The organism is Sphingomonas desiccabilis (assembly GCF_004135605.1).
Classification (GTDB): domain Bacteria; phylum Pseudomonadota; class Alphaproteobacteria; order Sphingomonadales; family Sphingomonadaceae; genus Sphingomonas; species Sphingomonas desiccabilis.
Genome location: NZ_SDPT01000001.1, coordinates 736,930 through 760,460 on the forward strand (window position 1 = coordinate 736,930; position 23,531 = coordinate 760,460).

Consider the following 23,531-nt stretch of genomic DNA (forward strand, 5'->3'; position numbering starts at 1 on the left):
CAACGATGACGGAGCAGAACAAGGATCCGCAGAGCGTCGGCGACGTGCTCGATCGGCTCAAGGAGCTCGGCGAGGAGGCCGGGCACGACAAGGCGAAGCTGGGCGACGCCGTCCAGGCGATGGGCCATCGCGCCTACGGCCCCTTCTTCATCATCTTCCCGTTGATCGACATCTCGCCGGTTGGCGGCATCCCGGGCCTGCCCACCGCGATGGCGGTGGTCATGGTGCTGCTCGCGCTTCAGTTGCTGTTCGGACGCAAGGACCTGTGGCTGCCCGGCTTTCTCGCGAACCGCGGCCTGAAGGGCGAGAAGCTGGTCAAGGTCGCCGACAAGATGCGGCCGGTCGCCAAGTGGCTCGACCGCTGGTTCCACGGCCGCATGCCGGCCTTCACCAAGGGGCCGATGATCAAGATCGCCGCGATCGCAATCATCGCGCTCTGCACCACGGTGCCGCCGCTCGAGTTGCTGCCGTTCGCCAGCACGCTTCCGATGGTGGCGATCCTGTCGTTCGGGCTGGCCCTGCTGGTGCGCGACGGGCTGCTGATGGTGATCGCCTGCATCCTCTCGGTTGCGGCGATCGGCGGCGGGCTTGGCTGGTTCTTCGGCCGCGGGGGGCAGGGCGGGGGCGGCTGAACCAGCCCGCGCCTCAGTCGATCGATTCGACGACCGCCGCGCGCAGCTCGGGGATGCCCATGCCCTTTTCGCTGGAGGTGGCGAGCACCTCCGGATGCGCGGCCGGCCGCTTGCGCGCCTCTGCCACCGTGGCGGCATGCACGGCGGCGAGCTCGCTCGCCTTGATCTTGTCCGCCTTGGTCAGGACGACGCGGTAGCTGACCGCTGCCTTGTCGAGCATCTCCAGCACCTCGCGATCGACATCCTTGATGCCGTGGCGCGAGTCGATCAGCACCAGCGTCCGCTTGAGCACCACACGCCCGCGCAGATAGTCGTTCACTAGGTAGCGCCACTTGCGCACCACGTCCTTGGGCGCCTTGGCAAAGCCATAGCCGGGCATGTCGACCAGCCGGAACCGCAGCGGATCGCCCACGTCGAAGAAGTTCAGCTCCTGCGTGCGGCCCGGCGTCACCGAGGTCCGCGCCAGGCTGTTGCGGCCGGTGAGCGCGTTCAGCAGCGACGACTTGCCCACGTTCGAACGTCCGGCAAAGGCGATCTCCGGCACCACCGGATCGGGCAGGTGCTGGAGCGCCGGGGCCGAGCGCAGGAAGGCGATCGGCCCGGCGAACAGCTTGCGCGCCGCCTCGATCGCTTCCGGATCGAACGCCTCTACGGGGACGGGGACATCCGTCACTTGGCGGGCGCCGTCTTCAGGCCGGGATGGCGCGAATAGAGCAGCTGCTGCTGCGCGATGGTCAGCAGGTTGGACGTGATCCAGTAGACCTGCAGGCCGACCGCGAACGGTGCCATGATGAACATCATCACCCAGGGCATCAGGCCGAATACCTGCTTCTGTGCGTCGTCCATCGGCTGCGGGTTCAGCTTGAACTGGAAGTACATCGACACGCCCAGGAGGATCGGGATCACGCCGATCGCGATGAAGCTCGGCGGCGTGAACGGCAGCAGGCCGAACAGGTTCACCGGCGTCAGCGGATCGGGTGCCGAGAGGTCCTTGATCCAGCCGACGAACGGCTGGTGGCGCATCTCGATGGTGAGCATTAGCACCTTGTAGAGTGCGTAGAACACCGGGATCTGCAGCAGCGTCGGCAGGCAGCCCGCAACGGGGTTCACCTTCTCCTGCTTGTACAGGCCCATCATCTCCTGCTGGAGGCGCGGCTTGTCGTCCTTGTAGCGCTCCTGAAGCACCTTCAGCTTGGGCTGGAGCGCGCGCATCGCCGCCATCGAGGCGAACTGGCGCTGGGCGATCGGGAACATCAGCAGGCGGATGGTGAGGGTCAGCAGGATGATCGCCACACCGAAGTTGCCGATCATGCGGAACAGCCAGTCGAGATAGGCGAAGATTGGCTTCTCGACGATGCCGAACCAGCCCCAGTCGATCGCATTGCCGAATTGGACCACGCCCGCATCCTCATAGCGGTCGAGCAGGTCGACTTCCTTGGCCCCGGCGAAGAAGCGCGAGGTCGCGGTCACCTGCTGCCCCGGCTGCACGGTCGTCAGGCTTGCGGGGCGATAGTCCGCCTGGTGGACGTTGTCGCCGGTGTTGCGGAACTGGATGACGTTGCTCTTGCCCTGATCCGGCACCAGCGCAGTCAGCCAGTAATGGTCGGTGAAGCCGGCCCAGCCGCCCTGGGTGTCGAACTTCTGCGGTGCCTCGTCGACGTCGGTGTAGTTGACGTCGAAGTTCACGCCGCCCTTGATCTCATAGATCGGGCCCGAATGGATGCTCCACGTGTCCTTGTCGCGCGGCGGGGCGCGGCGGCTCAAAAGGCCATAGGTCGCTGCCTGCACCGGCTGCGCGCCTGCGTTGCCGATCGTTTGGCGGACGGTGAACATATAGCCGTCGTCGACCGCGATCTGGATCTGGTAGCGCTGGCCGCCGACCTGGCTGGTGAGCGTCACCGGCGTCGTCGGGGTCAGGCGCGTGCCGCTGGCCTGCCAGACGGTGTCGGCACCCGGCGCCTGCACGCCGTTGCCCGACCAGCCGAAGCTCGCGAAATAGGCGTCGCCGGTGCCCGAGGGCGAGAGGATGCGGATCGGGTCGCTGTTCTTGGCGATCGTTTCCTTGTGGCGGGTGAGCACCAGATCGTCGATGCGGGCGCCCTTGAGGTTGATCGAGCCCTTCAGGCGCGGCGTGTCGATGGCGATGCGCGGCGTCTCGCGCAGCACGAGCGCGCGGTCGCGCACGGCCACGGGCGAATCAGCGGCAGGATCGGCGCCCGGGTTCGGCACCACCTCGCTCTTGCCCTCGACGATCTTGGTCGCGGGCGGGTTGGCGGCCGGGAAGAAATAGCTGGCGATCGGCTGCCAGCCGAACAGGATCACCGCGGCCAGCACCGCGAAGAGGACGAAGTTCTTCTGGTCGTTCTTCACCGACGTATCCCTGTGTGCTCGGTCGTCATGGTACCGGATCGTAGCCGTGGCCGCCCCACGGATGGCAGCGCGCGATCCGCCGCGCCGCAAGCCAGCCGCCCTTCAGCGCGCCATAGCGGCCAAGCGCCTCGATTGCATAGGCCGAACAGCTGGGGCTGTAGCGGCAGCTGGAGGGCAGGATCAGCGAAGGACCCAGCTGCCAACCGCGCGCGACGAGAATCAGCAGCCGTGCGATCACCACATGGCGCCGAATGAAACGGGGGGAGGAAGGCGCCCGGTGGTCACCGGGTCACCTTGCGCAGCGCCTTGACCAGTTCGGTCTTGAGCGACTCATAGGGCCGTTCGATCGCGGAGGTGCGTCCGATCAGCACATGGTCGGCACCGGCGATGCCTGCAGCCGGCAGGACTTCGCGCGCAAGCGCACGAAAACGCCGCTTCACCCGGTTGCGGGCGACGGCGTTGCCGACTTTCTTGGATACGGTGATGCCGATCCGCATCGTCGGATCGGCATCCTCGCGTGCGCGCACCAGCAGCACGAAGCCCGGCATCGGCGCACGCTTGCCTCCGTTCGCAGCGAGATACTCGCTGCGACGGGTAAGGCGCGTCAGGCCGACAGCTTCTTGCGGCCGCGGTTGCGACGGGCGCGAATCACCTTGCGGCCACCCGGCGTCGCCATGCGAGTCCGGAAGCCGTGGCGACGCGAACGCACCAGGTTGCTCGGCTGAAAGGTCCGCTTCATCACTCATTCCCCGGGATATCGAACGTCTACAATAACGGAAAAAGCCGCCCTGAACGGCGGCCGTGTGCCCGCAGCCCATAGGCAAGCCGCCTCCCCAAGTCAACGCGGCTGTGCCGGGACAGGAGCGGAAGAGGGGCTGCGCCACATCGCGCCGATGTGGACCCTGTGTATTGTTTGCGCAAGACACGGGCGGCTGTTTCCCTTCGCCCGAAACCGGCTATGCAGTGCCGGGGAGAGGGGGGCAGCATGGTCGCGATCGTATCGACGGCGGCGTATCTCGGGCTGGAAGCGCGCGCGGTCGAGGCGCAGGTGCAGCTGGCACCCGGCGTGCCGGCATTTGTCGTCGTCGGGCTTCCGGACAAGGCGGTGGGCGAAAGCCGCGAGCGCGTTCGCGCCGCCATTGCCGCGATCGGCCTGTCGCTCCCGCCCAAGCGGATCACGGTCAACCTCTCCCCGGCCGACCTGCCCAAGGAGGGATCGCACTATGATCTTCCGATCGCGCTCGGGCTGCTGGCGGCGATGGGCGTCGTCGATGCGGAGACGCTGTCCGAATATCTCGTCGTCGGCGAGCTCGGGCTGGACGGGCGCATCGCGGCGACGCCCGGGGTGCTGCTCGCGGCGCTTCACGCGTCGGAGCGCGGCCTGGGGCTGATCTGCCCGGCAGCGCAGGGCGCCGAAGCGGCGTGGGCGGGTGGCAGTATCTGCGCCGCGACGGACCTGATCGGCCTGCTCAACCACCTGAAAGGGACACAGTTGTTGCCCGAACCCGCACCGGGTGAGGCGGAGGAACTGGTCCCCGGACCGGACCTGCGGCGGGTGAAGGGACAGGAAACCGCGAAGCGCGCGCTGGAGATTGCAGCGGCGGGCGGTCACAACCTGCTGATGGTGGGCCCTCCCGGCGCCGGCAAGTCGCTGCTCGCGTCCTGCCTTCCCGGTATCCTCCCCCCGCTCGATTCGAGCGAGGCGCTGGAGGTGTCGATGGTCGCTTCGGTCGCAGGCACGCTGACGGGCGGCCGGATGACACGGGCGCGGCCCTACCGGGCGCCGCATCACTCGGCCTCCATGGCCGCGCTGGTGGGCGGGGGGCTTCGCGTGCGGCCGGGGGAGGTGAGTCTCGCCCATCTGGGCGTGCTGTTCCTGGACGAGCTGCCCGAGTTCCAGCGCGCGGTGCTCGATTCGCTGCGCCAGCCGCTGGAGACCGGCAACGTCAGCGTCGCGCGGGCCAACGCGCATGTGAGCTTTCCCGCGCGCATCCAGCTGGTCGCAGCGATGAACCCATGCCGCTGCGGACATCTGGGGGATCCGGCGCTGGCCTGCTCCCGGGCGCCGCGCTGTGCCGTCGACTACCAGGCGCGCGTGTCGGGCCCCTTGCTCGACCGCATCGATCTTCACCTGGAAATGCAGCCGGTGAGCGCCGCGGACCTGGCGTTGCCCGTCGCTGCCGAAGGATCGGCGGAGGTGGGGGCGCGGGTCGCCGCCGCCCGTGCCGTACAGGCGCGCCGCTACCGCCAAGTCGCGGCGCGCACCAATGCAGAGGCGGACGGCGAAGTGCTGGAGACGACCGCCACGCCGGACGCCGCCGGCGCGAAGCTGCTCGCCCAGGCGGCCGAGGCGATGCGGCTTTCTGCGCGCAGCTACACGCGCGTGCTTCGCGTCGCCCGCACCATCGCGGATCTGGCGGGCGCAGAAACCGTGGGGCGCCTCCACGTCGCCGAGGCACTCAGCTACCGCCGCCAGCCACCGCGCGCCTGAAAAGCCTTGCAGGCTCCCGATCCCGTGGCAGGTTGCCGCGCGGAACCGCCGCTGCGGTTCGATACAGGAGGGGGGACTTCATGCATTGGATGCTGTTGCCGTTGAAACGCTATGCCGACTTTTCCGGCCGTTCGCGGCGGCTGGAATTCTGGATGTTCCAGCTGTTCTACCTTGTGGTGATCACGGGACTGACCACGCTTGCGTTCCTGATGGGTGATGGACCGAACGATCCCAGCATCGTGCCGCTGCTGATGCTCGGGCTGTTCATCGTGGGCACGATCGTTCCGGCCATCGCCGTCCAGGTTCGCCGTTTCCACGATCAGGACCGGAGCGGCTTGTTCGTGCTGCTCAACTTCATCCCTTATGCGGGTGGGCTGATCGTGTTCGTCTTCATGGTGCTGCCGGGAACGCGCGGTTCCAACCGCTTCGGTCCGGACCCCGTGTTCGGCGAGAGGGAGGTGGAACGGGTGTTCACCTGATCCGCCGCAGGGGATTTGCAGACTCTGGCGTTTGCGGATGCCCTGCCGTATAGCGCCGCCACCAGCCGTCCGGGGGACGGCGCGCACCGTGCGGGTGTGGTGAAATTGGTAGACGCGCCGGACTCAAAATCCGGTTCCGCAAGGAGTGTCGGTTCGAGTCCGACCACCCGCACCAGCTCCTCGAGTGAACGGCATGAGCCAGTCGGCTCCCCCTTCACTTCGTGTCCCGCGGCGCTGGTGGGATCCTGCGCAGGTCGATCTTTTCCCACCGTGGATCCAGGCCCAGGCGCGCGTTGAACCGGGTATTGAAGGTGAAGGGATCTGCGGCGGATGCGGTCAGCGCGTCGCCGTAGAGGCGGCGGACTGCCGGCTCCGGATAGCCCATCAGCGCCAGCAGGGTCGGGAAGATCCGGTAGTGGCTCATCCGGTTGCGATTTGCGGCGACCGCCCTGACCCAGGGAGAGGTGGCCGGCGCCCCGCTGTCGATCACCACCAGCGGTACGAGCCCTTCCTGCGGCACCGGATCGCCGCTGCAATGGGTGTTACTGCCCGGGCTGCCCGTCTCGTGCAGGTCCTGTCCATGATCGGACGTGTAGATCAGCGTCGCGCGCGACAGGTCGACGCGGTCGAGCACCCGGTCGAAGAAGGCGCCGACGTTCCAGTCCAGCGTATTCCGATAGGCATTGCGGTAGCGGACCCATTCGGCAGCCGTGCCGCCGAAGCCGGTACGATCGCCGGTGTCGCTGATCCCCACATAGCGCCCGCGGGCAAGGGCGGGGCGGTGCCGCATATAGGCGTCGGGATATTTGTCGTGGACCGGGAAGTGCGCGCCGACCTTGTTGATCAGCACGAACTCCGGTGTGTCGTTGCGCAGCGATGCGGCAAGCGTGTCGGCCACCGCCATGTCCCGGTCGCGCACGGGGACCCGGTCGAACTGAACGAAACGGTCGATCTGCCGCCGCTCCTGCGCGTCCATCAGGTTCTGGAGCCTGCCGCCCGTGCCCTGCGCGTCCAGGTAGACGGTGGTGAGGCCAGCGGCCTTCGCATAATCGAAGATGGAGGGCATGGTGGCATTGATGCGGCGATAGTCCGCGCGGGTGCCGCCGTGGCGCAGCGTCACGTTGCTGCCGACGCTGCAGTTCGTGATCGATGCGGCGAGGCCGAAGTCGTGCACCGCAACACCCGGCCGCGGCTGGAGGAGCCCGCTGCGTGCCCCGTTCGGGGAGTTCAGGTCGAGGTAGTTGCCGGCTACGCTTTCGTCGACGATCAGCACGATGTCGCCGCTGGGCGGCCTGGCCGGGCGAAGCGCCACCGGCTCCCGATGCGGGGTACCCTCCGCGAGACGCTCGTAGAGGAAGAGGCCGGAGTAGGCGAGCGGCGTGAAGGGGCCGGGGAGCCCCGTGCCACCTTCGCCGCCGCGCGCGAAGAGAATGCCGGCGAGCAGCAGGACGCCGGCCACTGGCGCCGCTGGAGCGAGCCTGCCGAAGCGCAGGCTTCCCTGCGGCTGCAGGACGAGTCCCGCGAACAGCAGCACCGATCGCGCAAGCGTTCCCGCCAGCGCCCCGGCGTGCTGATCGACGGCGTCCGGCGCCGAGGCCGCCGAGTTCCACATGTTGATGAACGCGTCGTAGCTCATCGGCTCGCGCGTGATCGCCTCGTAGGAATCGAGGTAGAAGGCGGCAGCGCAGAGGAGCGTGGCGAGCCCCCAGCGCAGCGTCCAAGGCCGCGTGAACGCAGCGGCAACGAGCGCCAATGCCAGCAGCCCGAACAGCCCGAGGTAGATCGGTAACCCGGGCGAAAGGCCCAGCGACTGGAGTCGCTCGGCGATCCCGCTCGCGCCGGTGAGCAGGTAAAGCAGGATCAGGAGCAGCTTGGCAGTCGTTCGCATGGCGCTCAGCAGACGGAAAAGGAGACGGGATCGATCGTCATGCGCACGGGCAGAACGGCCTCCGCATCGCCGTCGACCTGCACCGGCAGCGGCTCGTCGGCCTTCACCCACAGGTCGGTGCACGAGAAGGAGACGAGATTGGCCGCATCCGAGGGGCAGCGCCCGCGCAGCACCGCCCATGCGAAGCGGGCGACGTCGCGCCGCTTAGCCGTCCGCAGCGCGATCACGTGCATGATCGGCTGGGTCCGGTCCGCTTCCGGCGCAAAGCTCCAGGGACCGCCGAAGAACCGGCCCTTGGCCACGTAGACCGCCTCGCACGGTTGTTCGCCGGCCTCCCAGACGAGCCGGATCGGCGTGCGCCGCCAGGTCAGCAGCACCCGGAAGAAGGCAACGAGATAGGCGAAGCGGCCGATCCGCCGCTTCAGCCGCGGCGACACGGCGGCGACCGCATGGCTGTCCGGCCCCACGCTGGCGCAGGAAAGGCACAGGGCGGAGCCCACGCGCAGGGCGTGGTGCCGCGCCCCGCTTTCGAGCGCATGGACGGCGAAGCGATCGGGATCGAGCGGGGACCGCAGTTCCCGATGCGCCAGGTTGATGGTTCCTGCCGGATAGATGCTGAGCGGAAGATCGCGCTCGGCCGTCCGCAATGCGGTTGCGACGTGCCGGATGGTGCCGTCGCCGCCGATCACGCAGAGGCGGCTGACATCCTCTGCGATGGTGACCGGCCGTCCCGGGCCGCATTCGGTGAGCACCACCTCCGCGCCGGCCCGCTCGAAGCCGGTGACGATCCTCGCCAGCGTTGTCCCGCGCACGCGGCCGGCGGACGGGTTGACCACGATCTGGATGCGGTGGCCGCCTTCGTTCAACTGGTTGCTTCCCCGAGCAGGCCTGCCGCAGCGGCAACTGGAGGAGACCCTAGTGGTCGCCGGCGCGCGATCAAGCGACGCGCGCGCGGGCGTGGCCGCGTCCTGCTCCTAAGTGGGACGGTCCTCAGCGCGCGCGGACCCGCGCCGGATTGCCGGCTGCGACGGTTCCGGGAGGGACGTCGCGCGTGACGACGCTGCCGGCACCGATCAGCGCGTCGTCGCCGATGGTGATGCCGGGCAACAGGATGGCGCCGCCGCCGATCCAGACGTTGGCACCGATGACGATCGGGCGGCCCCACTCCAGGCCGGCGGCGCGCTCGGCTGGATCGCGGGGGTGATCGGCCGTCAGGATCTGCACGCCGGGACCGATCTGCGTGCCATCGCCGATGCGGACCTCCACCACATCCAGGATGACGCAGTTGAAATTCAGGAAGACGCACGCGCCTAGATGGATGTTGGTGCCATAGTCGCAGTGAAAGGGCGGCCGGATCGTGGCGCCCAGACCGACCGAGCCTAGCCGTGCGCGCAGCAATGCGTCGCGCTCGGCCGTTCCGGTCGTGGCGTTGAACCGCTGCATCCACTCGGCGGCAGCTTCCTGATCGGCAACGATCTCGGGATCGCTCGCGCGATAGGGCTCGCCGGCGAGCATCTTCCGCTTCTCGGAACGTACCGTCATCGGACAAGCGCCTCCGCGGCAAAGCGCCGCCGTCGAGATGGCCGACCCTTCCGGAGGGCTGGTGCCGGTTGCAGGAATCGAACCCGCGACCTTCGGTTTACAAAACCGCTGCTCTACCAGCTGAGCTAAACCGGCGTTGGCCTCCCTTGCGTCAGAGAACGCCGAAGGTCCAGCCTTCGCTTCGCCGAATTGTGGGGGCGAGCGCCGGGGGCTGCCACAGTTCGGGTGTCCGGGCGACCCGCCGTAGCCAGGCCGCGGCCATGATCGCGTCGGTGGCGTGATCGTCGTACCGGTCGAGCGGCGTGTGGCGACCGCTGCCGAGCGCCTCCAGCGCGGCGTCGAGGGCGTGCGAATCCCGCAGCTTGCTGAGCCCCTTGCGCAGACCCGCCGCACGCGCCCCGACCGTGGTGTAGATCTCGACCACCAGAGCGCCGTGCACCGGCGGCGGGTCGAACGGCCAGATCGGAATCGTGGAGCCGAGATGGTGGAGCAGGCGCATGCCCGCGAAGCTCGCCTTGGCGACCTGGGCCGCCCCGATCGCGTCATAGAGCGTGGAGGCGCGGCCGATCCCGCTCGCGTTATAGGCCGCTTCGCACCGGCGGTAGTGCAGGAACTGCGCCTTCGCACCGTCGCGCGCGCCTAGATAGAAATGTGCCCCGCGCCGCCGCTCCAGGAAGGAAGCGGCGCCCAGGTCGGCATCGGGACAGTCGGCGTCGACATAGGCCCAGAAGGCACGCGCCGTCGAAGGGGTGATCTCGCCCGGCAGATACGCTTTGCGCTCGATCCACGGCGGTGCGAAGCTGAAGTCGAAGCCGACCAGCAACGGCGTGTCCGCCTGCGCCTTGAGCCAGTGGAGGACGTCCGTGCGCGACCAGACTCCGCGTGGTGGCGCGACGAGCTCCGGCGCGGCGCTTCCCGCCTCGCAGAGCGCAACCGCGATCCCCTTGTGGCGGTGCCCCTTGGCGCCCGACCAGTCGATCGCGGCGAAGCGGGTGAAGTGCTCAGGGACCGTCAGCGTGCCGCATCCGGATCGCGGCCATGGCGGCGGGCGTCCCACCACGCCATGCGCTCGCTCAGCCGTTTCTCGAAGCCGCGCTCGGTCGGCGCATAGAAGTGCTGCGGCGGCAGTTCCTCCGGCCAGTAGTTCGCGCCCGAAAAGCCGTCGTCGCTGTCGTGGTCATAGGCGTATCCCTCGCCATAGCCGATCTCCTTCATCAGCTTGGTGGGGGCATTGAGGATGTTGTGCGGCGGCATCAGCGATCCGGTTTCCTTCGCCGATCGCCACGCGGCCTTCTGCGCCTTGTAGGCGGCGTTCGATTTGGGCGCGGTCGCGCAATAAAGGCACGCCTGCACGATCGCGAGTTCGCCCTCGGGCGAACCGAGGAAGTCGTAGGCGTCCTTGGCAGCCAGGCACTGCACCAGGGCTTGCGGATCGGCGAGGCCGATGTCCTCGCTGGCGAAGCGCGTGATCCGCCGCAGGACGTAGAGCGGTTCCTCGCCCGCGGTCAGCATCCGGGCGAGATAGTAGAGCGCCGCCTGGGGATCCGATCCGCGCAGCGACTTGTGGAGCGCGGAGATGAGGTTGTAGTGCCCTTCGCGATCTTTGTCATAGACCGCCATGCGGCGCTGGAGCAGCGCGGAAAGGCTGGCGGGGTCCAGCGGGGCGTCGAGCTGGATGGAGAAAAGCGTTTCCGCCTGGTTGAGCAGGAAGCGGCCATCGCCGTCGGCACTGGCGACCAACGCCGCCCGCGCATCGGCGTCCAGCGGGAGCGGGCGGCCCTCGACCTCCTCGGCGCGGGTGAGCAGCGTCTCCAATGCCTCTGCGTCGAGCCGTCGCAGGATCAGCACCTGCGCGCGCGAGACGAGTGCAGCGTTGAGTTCGAAGGACGGGTTCTCGGTGGTCGCCCCGACCAGCGTCACGGTGCCGTCCTCGACATAGGGCAGGAATCCGTCCTGCTGCGCGCGGTTGAACCGGTGGATCTCGTCCACGAACAACAGCGTGCGGCGGCCGAGCCGGCCATGATCCCGCGCCTCCGCGAACACCTTCTTCAGGTCGGCGACCCCGGAGAACACCGCCGAGATCGAGGCGAAGCGCAGCCCAACGGCGTCCGCAAGCAGCCTCGCGATCGTGGTCTTGCCGGTGCCGGGCGGCCCCCACAGCACCATGGACGAAAGCTTCCCGGCCGCGACCATTCGGCCGATCGCGCCCTCGGGGCCAGTCAGGTGCGACTGGCCCACCACCTCCTCCAGCCGGCGCGGGCGCAACCGGTCGGCAAGGGGACCGGTGGTGGGCACCTCGGCTGGGGCAGGCGGATCGAAGGCGGCAAAGAGGTCGGCCATGCCGCCGATATAGGCGTCGGCGCGAAAATTCGCAGCCTCGTACGAGCCCCCTTGCGCGAACCGATCTAAGATATATCTTCGCGCTATCGAACTTACACAGGAGGTTCCATGTTCGGCATGCATCATCCTTCGCACCGCCACCAGGATGGTCGCGGCGGCTGCGGACCCGGCGGTCGCTTCGGCGGGGCTCGCCGCTTCGCCGGTCCCTGGGGACGCGGTCCCTTCGGGGGCGGCTTCGGCGGCTGGGACCATGAGGGGGAGGGACGGGGCGGTCGTGGCGGTCGCCGGCGCCTCTTCGACGGCGGCGATCTGCGGCTGGTCCTGCTCGCGCTCATCGAGCAGCAGCCGCGTCATGGCTACGACCTGATCCGGGAGATCAAGGAGCGCACCGGCGGCGTCTATGCCCCAAGCCCGGGCGTGGTCTACCCGACCTTGACCCTTCTCGCCGACATGGCTCTGGTCGAGGAGCAGGCGGAAGCGGGTGCACGCAAGGCCTATGCGATCACCGAGGCGGGCATTGCGCACCTCGACGAGCAGCGCGAGCAGGCGGAAGCGCTGCTCGGACGGTTGGCGCAGGTCGGCACGATGACGGCACGCACCAGCGGCGGGCCGGTGAAGCGCGCGATGGGCAATCTGCGAACCGTGCTGGGACAGCGGCTCGGTGGCGAGGAGGTCCCGCCCGAGACGCTGCACGAAGTGGCGGCGATCCTGGACGAAGCCGCCCGGCGCATCGAGCGCCTCGCATGAGCGCCGGCGCCTTCAGCGCGGTGGCCGAGGTGCCGACCGCATCCGGCAGCCGCTACCTCCAGCAGCTATGCAAGCATTGGAGTCACAATCTCCAGGTGGAGTTCACCCCGGAGAAGGGCAGCGTGGTGTTCCCGCACAACGCGCGCGGCGCGAACTTCCCAGGAGACGGGCGCGCCTCGTTCGACGCCGGCGAGGCGACGTTGACCGTGCGGATCGATGCGACTTCCGCGGAGCAGTTGGACGCCCTCAAGCAGGTCGTCGCGTCGCACCTCGACCGCTTCGCCTTTCGCGAGGCGCCGCTGGCCTTCGACTGGCAGGTCGCCTGATCCGGCGGCGCGGGCGCTTGATCAGCGCCCGCGCCGTTCCAGCATCCGGAGATAGGCGTCGAGCACCGCCTGATTGGCGGTGTCCCAGCGATAGCGCTGCGCCTTGGCACGGCCGGCGGCACCCATCGCGCTCCGCAGGTCCGCATCGTGGATGATCCGCTGGAATGCGTTGGCGTAGGCGGTGACGTCGCGCGGCGGCACCAGCACGCCCGTCACCCCGTCGTCGATCAGGTCTACCGCACCGGTGGCGCGGGCGGCGACCACCGGCACGCCGGCGGCCATCGCTTCCGACGTGACCTGCCCCCAGGTCTCGGTGACGCTGGGGTTGAACAGCACGTCCATCGACGCGACCGCCCGGCCTAGCGCATCGCCGCGCTGGAAGCCTGCAAAGGCGGCATCGGGGACACGCTCCGCAAACCATTCGCGTGCGGGTCCTTCGCCGATGACCAGCACCTTGTGCCGCACGCCGCGTTCGCGCAGCAGCGCCACCACATCGGCGAAGATGTCGAGCCCCTTTTCCAGCACCAGCCGGCCGAGGAAACCTATCGCCACCTCGTCATCGGCGATCCCCAGCGCCCGGCGCCATTCCGGGCTGCGCGCACCCGGGTGGAAGCGGTCGTGGTCGACGCCGCGGCCCCAGAGCTCGATCGGCGTCCTCACGCCCCAGCTGCGGATCAGTGCCTCGATGGAGGGCGTGGGCACCATCACCTGATCGGCCCGGTTGTAGAAGCGGCGCGACAAGGTCGTGAAGATCGGCTCCAGAAACCCCATCCCATAATAGCCGGCATAGGTTTCGAACCGGGTGTGGAGCGAGGCGAGGCAGGCGATCTCGTGCCTGCGTGCCCAGCTGACCGCGCGGTGACCCAGCACGTCGGGTGCCGAGACATGGACGATGTTCGGCCGGAACCTGGCAAGATCTCGGCGGATCGAGGCGGGCAGGCCTAGGCCGAGCCGGTATTCGCCGCGCCCGCCGGGCAGGCCGACCGAAGGCACGCTCACCAACTCGCCGGTCGGCTCGAAGGCTGCGGTTGCCGCGGTCGGGGAATAGACGCGCAACGTCACGCCGTGCGCGAGGAGATGGCCGGCAAGCAGGTTCAGCGCGTGGTTCGCGCCATCGCGCACGTAATTGTAGTTGCCACTGAAGAGGGCGACACGAAGGTCGGACGGCTGCATGGAGGCGGCCCATAGCCCCCCATGCCCGCGCACGCCACCGGAACGATTCCCCGCGAACGGCGCTTGCTCCCGAACAGACGGAGACACGCGATGGCGAACAGCTATTCCAAGGGTGACAAGGTCAGCTGGAGCTGGGGCAAGGGAACGGCCCACGGCAAGGTCGAGGAGAAGTTCGAGCGCCGGGTCCAGCGCACGATCAAGGGCAGCAAGATCGTCCGCAACGGCAGCAAGGAGAACCCGGCTTACCTCATCGTCCAGGAGGACGGCGACAAGGTGCTGAAGGAAGGCTCCGAGCTGCACTGACCGAGCGGCGCCAGGCGGCGGGCCGCCGCCCGATATTCCCCTTTCGTTCTGCGCGTGCTAGGGGCTGCCCATGGCAAAACCCCGGAAGCGCTACGTCTGTCAGCAATGCGGTTCGGTGACCGCGCAATGGGCGGGCCAGTGCGGCGACTGCGGGGACTGGAACACGCTGGTCGAGGACGCCGGCGCCGTCGTGACGCCCTTCCAGGCGCGGCATAACCTCCAGTCCGGCGGACGCGCGATCCAGCTCTCCGGGCTCGACAGCGACATCCCGCTTCCGGATCGGATGGCGACCGGCATCTCCGAACTCGACCGCGCGCTTGGGGGCGGTTTCGTTGAGGGCTCGGCGACGCTGATCGGCGGCGATCCGGGGATCGGCAAGTCGACGCTGCTGCTTCAGGCGACCGCGCGGCTGGCGCTGGCGGGCAAGTCCGTCGCCTATGTCTCGGGCGAGGAGGCGGCCGACCAGGTGCGGCTTCGGGCCCGCCGCCTCGGCCTCGGCAATGCCCCGGTCCAGCTGGCGGCGGCAACCTCGGTGCGCGACATCCTCACGACGCTGGGGGAAGGCAAGGCGCCCGACCTGCTCGTGATCGATTCGATCCAGACCATGCACTCCGACCTGATCGAGGGGGCGCCGGGAACCGTCAGCCAGGTGCGCGCGTCGTCGGGGGAACTGATCCGCTTCGCCAAGGAACGCGGCACGGCGCTGGTGTTGGTCGGCCATGTCACCAAGGACGGCTCGATCGCAGGCCCGCGTGTGCTCGAGCACATGGTGGACACGGTGCTGGCGTTCGAGGGCGAGCGAAGCCACCAATATCGCATTCTGCGCGCGGTGAAGAACCGCTTCGGGGGAACCGACGAGATCGGCGTCTTCTCGATGGCGACCGAAGGGCTGAGCGAGGTCTCCAACCCATCCTCGCTGTTCCTCACCAGCCGCGACGAGAGCGTGACCGGAACGGTGGTCTTCCCCGCGCTGGAGGGGACGCGTCCCGTGCTGGTCGAGGTGCAGGCGCTGACGGTGCGGCTCGCTTCGGGCGCAACGCCGCGCCGCGCGGTCGTCGGCTGGGATTCGGGCCGGCTGGCGATGATCCTGGCGGTGCTGGAGGCTCGCTGCGGCCTCGCCTTCGCGACGTCCGAAGTCTATCTCAACATTGCGGGCGGCTATCGCGTGCAGGATCCTGCCGCCGATCTGGCCGTGGCAGCGGCGCTCGTGTCCGCGCTCTCCGAACGGCCCGTCCCGACCGACGCGATTGCGTTCGGCGAAGTGGCGCTGTCGGGAGAGGTTCGTCCGGTGGCCCATGGTACGCTGCGGCTGAAGGAGGCTGGCAAGCTCGGCTTCGGACGGGCGATGGTGCCCGGGGCCCAGGCCGCGGAGGGGACCAGTCTCACCCTCTCGACCTTCCGCAGCCTTCCGGCCTTCGTCGACCATATGCTGGGCCGCTGAGGGCACGGCTCGACTTCGCGAGGGCGCCCGGATAGGGGGGCGAGCAGGCGCTGGGGAGGGCATCGATGGAACTGACCGCACTCGACATCGTGGTGCTGCTGATCGTCGGCGGTGCCGCCCTGCTGGGCCTCAAGCGCGGCTTCGTGACCGAAGTGCTGTCGCTGATGGCCTGGATCTTCGTCGTGTTCGCGATCAAGCTGTTCCACACGCCGGTCAGCGCCGCGCTGGTGGGCGTGATCGGCACTTCGGCGGGCGCTGCCACGCTGGCCTTCGCGCTGATCGCCGGCATCGTCTATTTCCTCGGGCGGCTCGTGGCCAACGGCGTGGGCTCGCGGACCCGCACCTCGATCCTGGGGCCGGTCGACCGCGCGCTCGGCTTCGGCTTCGGCGCGGTGAAGGGCCTGGTGCTGTGCAGCCTCGGCTTCCTGCTCCTGGTGCTGGCCATCGACACCATCGCGGGCGGCCCTAAGCGCCGGCCGGACTGGATCACCCAGTCGCGCACCTATGCGCTGCTCGACTCCACCAGCGCCAGCATCGCCGACGTCGTCTACCGGCGCCGTCGTGGCGAGCCGATGTTCGGGGACGCCCCGGCGAACACGTCCTACTGATGTTTTTTGGGGTGCGTTGCCCCTCGCACCCGGCGCATCGGCAGTCTACATGCAGGACGTGACCGCGCCGCTCTACAACACCGAGATCCTGCGGCTTGCCGCAACCATCCCCCACCAGCAGCGACTCGATTCCCCCATGGCGAGCGTGGAAAAGCGCTCTCCGGTGTGCGGCAGCCGCGTCACCGTCGACCTCAACCTAGATGCGGCGGGGCGGGTATCCGAACTCGGCATGCTCGTGCGCGCCTGCGCGCTCGGTCAGGCATCCTCGTCGCTGATGGCCGCGCATGCGATCGGCCGTACCCCCGAGGAGCTGGACGCGGCGCGGGCCGCGCTGTCGGATTGGCTCGCGGGCGGGGAGGGACCTCCCGACTGGCCGGGGCTCGCGCTGTTCGAGCCGGCGCTGCCGCATAGCGCCCGCCATGCCTCGATCCGCCTGGCGTTCGAGGCGGCGGCCGAGGCGGCCCGATCCGCTCGCGAGGGGCGACCCGGCTGATGGATGCGCATTCCACCACGTCGTTCGTCCGGGACTTCGCGCCGCTGCTTGGGGCAGCGCTTCTGTTCGTCCTGATCTTCCGCAAGCTGAAGCTCGGCGCGACCCTGGGCTTCCTGGTCGCGGGCGTCGTGGTGGGGCCGCAGGTCCTCGCCCTCGGGGGCGATGCCGAGGCCAAGATGGGCATCGCGGAGCTCGGCATCACGCTGCTCCTGTTCCTGGTCGGGCTGGAACTGAGCCCGTCGCGGCTGTGGCGGATGAAGCGCGACATCTTCGGCTTCGGCCTGCTCCAGGTGACCTTGTGCGGCATCGCGATCACCGGTGTCGTCTGGTTGTTCACGCGCTTCACCATCCCTGCAGCCCTTGCGCTCGGTCTGCCGCTGGCGCTGTCCTCGACCGCGCAGGTACTGCCGATGCTGCAATCGGCCGGGCGTCTGAAGACGCCCTACGGCGAGCGCGCCTTTTCGATCCTTCTGTTCCAGGATCTGTCGATCGTCCCGCTGATCACCATCGTGGCGGCGCTTTCGCGCAACCCGGCCGACGTCGGCGGACCACCGGGATGGATGCTGGCGCTCTACACGGTGCTGGCGATCACCGGATTGATCCTCGCCGGCCGTTTCCTGTTGCGGCCGCTCTTCCGCCTGATCGGCAATCTGGGCGAGCGCGAGATGTTCGTGTTCGCGGGGCTGTTCACGGTCATCGCGTCCGCGGCGGTGATGGAGGCGCTGGGTCTTTCGACCGCGCTTGGCGCCTTCATCGCAGGGGTGATGCTGGCGGACAGCCCCTATCGCCACGAGCTCGAGGCGGACGTCGAGCCGTTCCGCGCGATCCTGCTCGGCCTGTTCTTCCTCTCCGTTGGCATGCTGCTCGACCTCTCCGCCATTGCCGAGCGGCCGGTGTTCGTGACCGGCATGGCGCTGGCGCTGATCGCGACCAAGGCGGTGGTGATCGGGTTGCTGGCGCTGCTGTTCGGGATGCCGTGGCGCAAGGCGATGGCGCTCGGCCTGTTGCTGAGTCAGGGCGGCGAGTTCGGCTTCGTGCTGTTCGCCCAGGCCCAGCATGCGCTGCTGATCGCGCCCGAGGCTGCGAGCGTGTTCGGTGCCGTCGTCACGCTGTCGATGGCCACAACGCCGTTCCTGATGATGCTCACCCGCCGCTTCCGCGTGGAGCCCCAGGCGAGCACCGACGGCCTCGACGGGCCCAAGCACGACGGCGCCGCCGCGCTGGTGATCGGCTATGGCCGCTTCGGGCAGACCGTGGGGCAGATGCTGATCGGCCAGGGCGTCAGCGTGACGCTGATCGACACGGACCCGGTCACCATCGAGCGCGCCGGCGACTTCGGCATGAAGGTCTATTACGGCGATGGCACCCGCATCGATACGCTGCGCCGGGCGGGCGCGGACGAGGCGCAGTTGCTGCTGTTTTGCATCGATGGCCAACAGATGGAGCCCGGCGACATCGAAGCGGTGAAGCTCGCGTTCCCCGACGCCGTGATCTTCATGCGGGTCTTCGATCGCCTGTCGATCCTGCGCCTGAAGGGCGCCCCGGTGGAGGGCTACGTCCGCGAGGTGTTCGACGCCGCAGTCGCCATGGCGCGCAAGGCGATGGCGTGCGTCGGTGTGGACGAGGCGGAGATCGATCGGACCGAAGAGGCCTATCGCAAGCTGGACACCAAGCGGCTCTCCCAGCAGCTCGAGGCCCAGGACCTGTATGCCGGGCGTGAGGCGATGTTCAGCCAGGAACGGGGAAGCGCCGCACGCGACGGGCTTTCGCGCGAGGCATGAGGGAAAGGGATCGTCTATGAACCTGCTGATGCTTCTGGCCGCGTTGTCGGGCGCGCTCGCGGTCGCGGCCGGGGCCTTCGGCGCCCATGGTGCCGAGGGACAGGCGCGGGAATGGCTGCAGACGGGCGGCCAGTATCAGCTCGTCCATGCCGTTGCCGCACTGGTCGCGCTCCGGCTGGAGGCGCGCGGACCCGGTTGGCTGTTCGTAGCCGGGGCGATGGTCTTTGCCGGCACGCTTTATGCCATGGCCTTGGGGGCGCCGCGCTGGCTCGGCGCGGTCACCCCGATTGGTGGCACCTTGCTGATCCTCGGCTGGCTCTGGCTGGCCTGGACCGGCGTGCGCGGCTGAGCTTAGCGCGGCTGCGTGTCGAGGAACGCCGCGATCTCGTCCAGCGCCACGCCGCGGTCGACATAGGTCTGGCCGATCCCGCGCGCCAGTAGCAGCGCGAGCGTGCCGCTCTCCATCTTCTTGTCGTGGCGCATATGGTCGACCAGCCGAGCACCGCCCGCCGAAATGCCTGCGGCTGCAAGCCCGTCCGGGAGGCCCGCCGCGCGCAGATGGGCCGCCACCCGCGCCGAATCTTCGGGCGGGCACAGGCCGCGGCTCGCCGAAAAGGCGAAGGCGAGTGCCATGCCTGCCGCAACCGCTTCGCCGTGCAGCAGCGATCCGTCGAAGCCGGCCTCCGCCTCCAGCGCGTGGCCGAAGGTGTGGCCGAGGTTGAGCAGCGCGCGTCGGCCGCTCGTCTCGCGCTCGTCCTCCCCGACGATGCGCGCCTTGGCCGCGACCGATCGCGCGATCGCGATCTCGCGCGCTTCCGGGTCCCCCGCGAGCAGCCGGTCGGCATTGCCCTCGCACCAAGCGAAGAACTCGGGATCGTCGATCAGGCCGTATTTGGCCACCTCGGCATAGCCCGCGCGGACCTCGCGCAATGGCAGGGTGTCGAGCGTCGTCGGATCGATGAGCACGATCGCCGGCTGGTGGAAGGCGCCGACGAGGTTCTTGCCCGCCTGCGTGTTGATGCCGGTCTTGCCGCCGACCGACGAATCGACCTGCGCCAGCAGGGTGGTCGGCACCTGCACGAAGCCGCAGCCCCGCTTCAGGATGGCGCTCGCAAAGCCTACCAGGTCCCCGATCACGCCGCCTCCGAGTGCGATCACATGGTCGCGCCGTTCGACTCCGAGCGCGAGCAATCGATCCATCAGCAGTTCGAGAGTGGCCCAGCTCTTGGACCCTTCGCCGGCCGGCAGCACGATCGCCTCGCTCGCGATCCCCGCCGCGGCGAGAGACGCGCGCAGGGTCTCCAAGTGCGGCGCGACCGCCTCGTCGGCCACGATCGGCATCGGCCTGCCGCGTGCGATCGGCGCCAGCAACGCCCCGGCCCGCGCGAGCAGCCCCGCCTCGATGACGACGTCATAGCTGCGGGCGCCGAGCGAAACGGGAATGGTGGTCACGGGCGGATCGCCTCCAAGATGGCGTTGACGGTGGCTTCGTGCGGCGCCTGCTGGCTGACGATGTGCACGGGAGCCATGGCGTAGAACGGGTTGCGGATCGCGGCGAGCTCGGTCAGCACCGCCTTGGCATCCTTGCCGCGCAACAGCGGGCGGTGGTCGCGGCGGCCGACCCGCTCGGCGAGCACCGCCGGCGCGGCGTCGAGCCAGATGGCGAGGCCATGTTCCAGGATCAGCGCGCGCGTCTCTTCGTTGATGAAGGCGCCGCCGCCGGTGGCGATCACCTTGGGGCTGCCGTCGATCAACCGGGCGATGACGCGGCGCTCCCCGTCGCGGAAGTGCGCTTCGCCGAACCGCTCGAACATCTCGGCGATGGTCATGCCGGCGGCGCGCTCGATCTCATTGTCCGCGTCGACGAAGGGCAGGCGCATGCGGTGCGCCAGCCGGCGACCGACAGTGGATTTGCCCACGCCCATCAGCCCGACCAGCACGATCGGCTTTCCGCTCCACGGCGGTGTCGAGGCATGGGTTTGCAGCATCGTGGCCGGCGCTATACAGCGTGGCGGCGCGCGGGCAAAAAGCTTGTGCGCCCGCTTCGCAATCGTGAGTTTTCGTCCGCCATGTCCCGATCGCTTGTCCTTCTGATCGTCGTCCTGCTGGTTCTCGTCGGCGGGCTGTTCTTCCTGGCGGGTCGCCAGACGGAGAAGCAGCCGGTGCAGGTCGAAAAGGCGGTCTCGCTTGAAAATCTCCAGAACTAGCAGCTTCGCCTCGGTTCTGGTGCTGGCCGGCCTCGTCGGCCTGCCGGCGCTCGGCCAGGACGTCCCCGAATCACTGCTGCCGCCCGGGTTCAACGATCCGGTCGCGCCGGCGCCTGCGCCAGCGCAGCAGCCGGCGGCACGACCCTCCGGGGTGCCGCAGGCGCCGATCGCGGGCCCCGGACCCATTCCGACGCCCACGCCGACCCCGACGCCCACTGCAACGGCAAGGCCGGTCGACCCGAAGCTCCTCGCGCAGTACGAACTGCCGGAGTATGCGCGGCGGTCGACCGCGCACATCGGCATCGACGGCGCCGGGCTGGGGCGCAACGCCTTCGCCGGCGCCGACGGGCGCATGCTGGAGACGCTTATGCGCCGGCTCGACGCGCCGGTCGCATCGCGCTGGCTGTCGATCGCGCTGCGTCGCGCACTCGCCTCCGACGTGGACACGCCTGCCCGGGTCAGCGGGCCGGACTTTGCCGCCGAGCGTGCCTGGCTGCTGCTGCGGATGGGGGAAGCGCCCACCGCGCGTGCCGTGGTGCAGTCGGTCGATGCCGAAAACTACACGCCCAAGATGTACCAGGTCGCCATGCAGGCGGCGCTGGCGACGGCCGATCCGGCGGCGATGTGCGGGATCGTCGAGCCGGCGCAGCGTGTCTCGCAGGAGCGTGGTTGGCAGCTCGCCCGTGCGATGTGCGCCGGACTTGCCGGCGAGCCCAAGCAGGCGGGCATGTTGATCGACCAGGCGCGCCGTGCCTTTCGCCGGCGGGCAGTCGGTGCCGACATCGATCTGAAGCTCGCCGAGAAGGTGCTCGGTGCAGGGGCTCAGGGCCGTCGATCGGTCACGATCGAATGGGACGGCGTGGAGCAGCTCAGCGCCTGGCGCTGGGGCCTCGCGCACGCGACCGCGGTGGAAGTCCCGGCCGCGCTGTTCGACACGGTCGGGCCGCAGGTCCGGTATTGGAACGCGCTGATGCCCGCGGTTCCTCCCGAGCGCCGTGTGCCGGATGCCGAGCTTGCCGCTGCTCAGGGCGTGCTGTCCAGCGGCGCGCTGGTCGATCTCTATGCCGCCGTCGGCGAGCTGGACGATTCGCCGAGCGACTTGACCGCCGTCGCGCGCGACCTTCGCGAGGCTTTCGCGGCAGCGCAGGTGGCCGATCGCATGACGGCGCTGCGCCAGGTCTGGACCGGCGCGACCGGGGCCCAGCGCAGCTATGCGCGGCGCGTGCTCACCGCGCGCGCGGCCTCGGCGATCCCGCCGTCGGCCGACTATGCCGCGGATGCGGACGCGCTCGTCGCATCGATGCTGTCGGCCGGCATGGACCTGCGTGCGCTCCGCTGGCGCTCGGTCGCGCCGGAGGGCGGCGACGCCTGGGCGATGCTGGCGCTTGCCGATCCGCGTGCTCGGCAGGTCTCGCAGCGCGCCGTATTGCGCTACGCCGATGGCGACGCGCGCAAGGGGCAACTGCTGCTCGCCGGCCTCGCGGGCCTGGGCCGGCTTCCGGCAGAGGACGCGGCGGAACTCGCACAGTCGCTCGATGTGCCGATCGGGGCGGAGAACGCCTGGACACGCGCCATCACGCTTGCGGCCGGGCGCGACCAGCCGGGAAGCGTCCTGGTGCTCGCCGCGGCGGGCATGCAGACGCGGGACTGGCGCGGCGTTTCGCCCCAGGCACTGTTCCACATCGTCGCCGCCTTGCGGGCGGTCGGTCTCGAGGGGGAAGCACGCATGATCGCTGCCGAGGCGATCGCACGCGCGTGAGCGACGGCGGTGCGCCCGCCGGCAGCGATCGCATCCTGATCGACCGCTTCCTGGAAATGCTGGCGGCAGAGGCGGGGGCGGCGCGCAACACCTTGCTCGCCTATGGAACCGATCTGCGGCTCGCATCGGATGCGCTCGCGGGCCGGCTTGCCGATGCCGATCGTCCGGCGCTGGAACGGCTCGCCGAAGAATGGCGCGATCTCTCGCGGGCCACGGTCGCGCGCAAGTCGGCTGCCTTGCGGCGCTTCTTCGCCTTTCTTGCCGAAGAGGGGCTTCGCGCGGACGACCCCGGTCGTGCACTTCCGCGGCCGGGAAGCGCACGGCCGTTGCCGCGGACGCTGTCTTCGGCAGATGTGGACCGCTTGTTCGAGGCGATCGAGGCCCGGATCGCGCGCGATCCACCGAACCCCCTCGACCTTCGCCTCGCAGCGCTGGTGGAACTGCTCTACGGCTCCGGGTTGCGGGCAACCGAACTCGTGTCGCTGCCACGCACCGCCATTGCGACGGATCGGCCGTATCTGATCTTGCGCGGCAAGGGCGGGCGCGAGCGGATGGTCCCGGTCTCCGATCGCGCGCGCGCCGCGGTCGCCAGCTGGCGCGCCCATGTCCCGGCGGACAAGCCATGGCTGTTCCCATCGGGCAAGACGCATCTGTCGCGCATCCGCTTGTTCCAGCTGCTGAAGGCCCTGGCGGGGGAGGCGGGGATCCAGCCGGACCGGGTCAGCCCGCACGTCCTTCGCCACGCCTTTGCCACCCACCTGCTCGAAGGGGGTGCGGACCTGCGTGCGCTGCAGGCGATGCTGGGCCACGCCGACATCGCCACCACCGAAATCTACACCCATGTCGACAGCCAGCGCCTGGTCGAGCTGGTCAACGCCCGCCATCCGCTCGTTGACGCCCTCCGCCGCGCACCGTAACCGACACCCTGAAATTTGTTCGCCCCGCAGCCAG

General features: G+C 69.2%; 27 protein-coding genes and 2 tRNA genes. 15 read left to right on the forward strand and 14 right to left on the reverse strand.

Annotated elements, in window-relative coordinates:
* The first annotated feature begins 5 nt into the window (after positions 1 to 5).
* Positions 6 to 632, forward strand: a complete 627-nt coding sequence (locus EO081_RS03470) for an exopolysaccharide biosynthesis protein (RefSeq protein WP_129340520.1) — start codon at positions 6 to 8, stop codon at positions 630 to 632.
* A gap of 13 nt (positions 633 to 645) precedes the next feature.
* On the opposite strand, the gene yihA is transcribed toward EO081_RS03470, so the two are convergent.
* From yihA to rpmH, 5 genes are read right to left on the reverse strand one after another with little or no spacing between them, the layout of a single operon-like run.
* Entirely contained in the window at positions 646 to 1,305 is a 660-nt protein-coding gene (gene yihA, locus EO081_RS03475) for a ribosome biogenesis GTP-binding protein YihA/YsxC (protein ID WP_129340521.1), read from the reverse strand.
* The gene (yidC, locus tag EO081_RS03480) at positions 1,302 to 3,002 is read right to left on the reverse strand and encodes a membrane protein insertase YidC (protein ID WP_129340522.1); all 1,701 of its coding nucleotides are present in this window, start codon (positions 3,000 to 3,002) and stop codon (positions 1,302 to 1,304) included. The genes yihA and yidC overlap by 4 nt, the downstream gene beginning before the upstream one ends.
* Before the next feature lie 25 nt (positions 3,003 to 3,027).
* Complete coding sequence (gene yidD, locus EO081_RS03485; protein ID WP_129340523.1) at positions 3,028 to 3,240, reverse strand: membrane protein insertion efficiency factor YidD; 213 nt, start codon at positions 3,238 to 3,240, stop codon at positions 3,028 to 3,030.
* A gap of 43 nt (positions 3,241 to 3,283) precedes the next feature.
* Complete coding sequence (gene rnpA, locus EO081_RS03490; protein ID WP_129341417.1) at positions 3,284 to 3,610, reverse strand: ribonuclease P protein component; 327 nt, start codon at positions 3,608 to 3,610, stop codon at positions 3,284 to 3,286.
* Complete coding sequence (rpmH, locus tag EO081_RS03495) at positions 3,607 to 3,741, reverse strand: 50S ribosomal protein L34 (protein ID WP_125961091.1); 135 nt, start codon at positions 3,739 to 3,741, stop codon at positions 3,607 to 3,609. Before rpmH ends, rnpA begins: the two co-directional genes overlap by 4 nt.
* Positions 3,742 to 3,987: 246 nt before the next feature.
* Between rpmH and EO081_RS03500 the strand changes: the two genes are divergently transcribed.
* The 3 genes from EO081_RS03500 to EO081_RS03510 all read left to right on the forward strand — a co-directional run bounded on the left by EO081_RS03500 (position 3,988) and on the right by EO081_RS03510 (position 6,147).
* Entirely contained in the window at positions 3,988 to 5,493 is a 1,506-nt protein-coding gene (locus EO081_RS03500; protein ID WP_129340524.1) for a YifB family Mg chelatase-like AAA ATPase, read from the forward strand.
* An 80-nt stretch (positions 5,494 to 5,573) separates the two neighbouring features.
* Positions 5,574 to 5,972 (forward strand): DUF805 domain-containing protein, encoded by a 399-nt coding sequence (locus tag EO081_RS03505; RefSeq protein ID WP_129340525.1) that lies wholly within the window; start codon positions 5,574 to 5,576, stop codon positions 5,970 to 5,972.
* Between the two features lie 90 nt (positions 5,973 to 6,062).
* Positions 6,063 to 6,147, forward strand: a tRNA-Leu gene (locus tag EO081_RS03510).
* A 39-nt stretch (positions 6,148 to 6,186) separates the two neighbouring features.
* Here the strand turns inward: EO081_RS03510 and EO081_RS03515 are convergent.
* From EO081_RS03515 to EO081_RS03540, 6 genes are all read right to left on the reverse strand, one after another.
* Entirely contained in the window at positions 6,187 to 7,860 is a 1,674-nt protein-coding gene (locus EO081_RS03515) for a sulfatase-like hydrolase/transferase (protein ID WP_129340526.1), read from the reverse strand.
* A gap of 5 nt (positions 7,861 to 7,865) precedes the next feature.
* Positions 7,866 to 8,726, reverse strand: a complete 861-nt coding sequence (locus EO081_RS03520; protein WP_129340527.1) for a diacylglycerol/lipid kinase family protein — start codon at positions 8,724 to 8,726, stop codon at positions 7,866 to 7,868.
* 124 nt (positions 8,727 to 8,850) lie between these two features.
* Positions 8,851 to 9,402, reverse strand: coding sequence for a sugar O-acetyltransferase (locus EO081_RS03525; protein ID WP_129340528.1), 552 nt, complete (start codon positions 9,400 to 9,402; stop codon positions 8,851 to 8,853).
* A gap of 59 nt (positions 9,403 to 9,461) precedes the next feature.
* A tRNA-Thr gene (locus EO081_RS03530) sits at positions 9,462 to 9,537 on the reverse strand.
* A 16-nt stretch (positions 9,538 to 9,553) separates the two neighbouring features.
* A complete protein-coding gene (locus EO081_RS03535; RefSeq protein WP_240697598.1) occupies positions 9,554 to 10,459 on the reverse strand; it encodes a hypothetical protein in 906 nt (301 codons plus the stop codon).
* A complete protein-coding gene (locus tag EO081_RS03540; protein WP_129340529.1) occupies positions 10,414 to 11,742 on the reverse strand; it encodes a replication-associated recombination protein A in 1,329 nt (442 codons plus the stop codon). The genes EO081_RS03535 and EO081_RS03540 overlap by 46 nt, the downstream gene beginning before the upstream one ends.
* A 108-nt stretch (positions 11,743 to 11,850) precedes the next feature.
* On the opposite strand from EO081_RS03540, the gene EO081_RS03545 reads away from it, so the two are divergent.
* Both EO081_RS03545 and EO081_RS03550 read left to right on the forward strand, forming a co-directional pair.
* The gene (locus EO081_RS03545; RefSeq protein WP_129340530.1) at positions 11,851 to 12,489 is read left to right on the forward strand and encodes a PadR family transcriptional regulator; all 639 of its coding nucleotides are present in this window, start codon (positions 11,851 to 11,853) and stop codon (positions 12,487 to 12,489) included.
* Entirely contained in the window at positions 12,486 to 12,815 is a 330-nt protein-coding gene (locus EO081_RS03550) for a DUF2218 domain-containing protein (protein ID WP_129340531.1), read from the forward strand. Before EO081_RS03545 ends, EO081_RS03550 begins: the two co-directional genes overlap by 4 nt.
* A 21-nt stretch (positions 12,816 to 12,836) precedes the next feature.
* On the opposite strand, the gene EO081_RS03555 is transcribed toward EO081_RS03550, so the two are convergent.
* Entirely contained in the window at positions 12,837 to 13,988 is a 1,152-nt protein-coding gene (locus EO081_RS03555; RefSeq protein ID WP_129340532.1) for a glycosyltransferase family 4 protein, read from the reverse strand.
* A 90-nt stretch (positions 13,989 to 14,078) separates the two neighbouring features.
* Here EO081_RS03555 and EO081_RS03560 point away from each other — a divergent pair, with 90 nt between their 5' ends.
* The 6 genes from EO081_RS03560 (at position 14,079) to EO081_RS03585 (ending at position 18,963) form a co-directional block, all read left to right on the forward strand.
* Positions 14,079 to 14,291, forward strand: coding sequence for a hypervirulence associated TUDOR domain-containing protein (locus EO081_RS03560; RefSeq protein WP_129340533.1), 213 nt, complete (start codon positions 14,079 to 14,081; stop codon positions 14,289 to 14,291).
* Between the two features lie 70 nt (positions 14,292 to 14,361).
* A complete protein-coding gene (gene radA / locus EO081_RS03565) occupies positions 14,362 to 15,732 on the forward strand; it encodes a DNA repair protein RadA (RefSeq protein ID WP_129340534.1) in 1,371 nt (456 codons plus the stop codon).
* A gap of 65 nt (positions 15,733 to 15,797) precedes the next feature.
* The gene (locus EO081_RS03570) at positions 15,798 to 16,340 is read left to right on the forward strand and encodes a CvpA family protein (RefSeq protein ID WP_129340535.1); all 543 of its coding nucleotides are present in this window, start codon (positions 15,798 to 15,800) and stop codon (positions 16,338 to 16,340) included.
* Positions 16,341 to 16,398: 58 nt separating this feature from the next.
* Positions 16,399 to 16,833 (forward strand): iron-sulfur cluster assembly scaffold protein, encoded by a 435-nt coding sequence (locus EO081_RS03575; protein ID WP_129341419.1) that lies wholly within the window; start codon positions 16,399 to 16,401, stop codon positions 16,831 to 16,833.
* Positions 16,833 to 18,614, forward strand: a complete 1,782-nt coding sequence (locus EO081_RS03580; protein ID WP_129340536.1) for a cation:proton antiporter domain-containing protein — start codon at positions 16,833 to 16,835, stop codon at positions 18,612 to 18,614. Before EO081_RS03575 ends, EO081_RS03580 begins: the two co-directional genes overlap by 1 nt.
* Positions 18,615 to 18,630: 16 nt before the next feature.
* Positions 18,631 to 18,963, forward strand: coding sequence for a DUF423 domain-containing protein (locus EO081_RS03585; RefSeq protein WP_129340537.1), 333 nt, complete (start codon positions 18,631 to 18,633; stop codon positions 18,961 to 18,963).
* A gap of 2 nt (positions 18,964 to 18,965) precedes the next feature.
* On the opposite strand, the gene aroB is transcribed toward EO081_RS03585, so the two are convergent.
* Complete coding sequence (gene aroB, locus EO081_RS03590; protein WP_129340538.1) at positions 18,966 to 20,066, reverse strand: 3-dehydroquinate synthase; 1,101 nt, start codon at positions 20,064 to 20,066, stop codon at positions 18,966 to 18,968.
* Positions 20,063 to 20,602, reverse strand: a complete 540-nt coding sequence (locus EO081_RS03595) for a shikimate kinase (RefSeq protein ID WP_129340539.1) — start codon at positions 20,600 to 20,602, stop codon at positions 20,063 to 20,065. Before EO081_RS03595 ends, aroB begins: the two co-directional genes overlap by 4 nt.
* Before the next feature lie 81 nt (positions 20,603 to 20,683).
* Between EO081_RS03595 and EO081_RS16760 the strand changes: the two genes are divergently transcribed.
* Genes EO081_RS16760 through EO081_RS03605 form a run of 3 tightly spaced genes read left to right on the forward strand, consistent with a single transcriptional unit; the run spans position 20,684 to position 23,497 of the window.
* A complete protein-coding gene (locus EO081_RS16760; RefSeq protein ID WP_165284483.1) occupies positions 20,684 to 20,821 on the forward strand; it encodes a hypothetical protein in 138 nt (45 codons plus the stop codon).
* Complete coding sequence (locus tag EO081_RS03600; protein ID WP_129340540.1) at positions 20,802 to 22,580, forward strand: hypothetical protein; 1,779 nt, start codon at positions 20,802 to 20,804, stop codon at positions 22,578 to 22,580. Before EO081_RS16760 ends, EO081_RS03600 begins: the two co-directional genes overlap by 20 nt.
* Positions 22,577 to 23,497: a tyrosine recombinase gene (locus EO081_RS03605; RefSeq protein WP_276319821.1), complete on the forward strand. Its 921-nt coding sequence runs from the start codon at positions 22,577 to 22,579 to the stop codon at positions 23,495 to 23,497. Before EO081_RS03600 ends, EO081_RS03605 begins: the two co-directional genes overlap by 4 nt.
* The last annotated feature ends 34 nt before the right edge of the window (positions 23,498 to 23,531 follow it).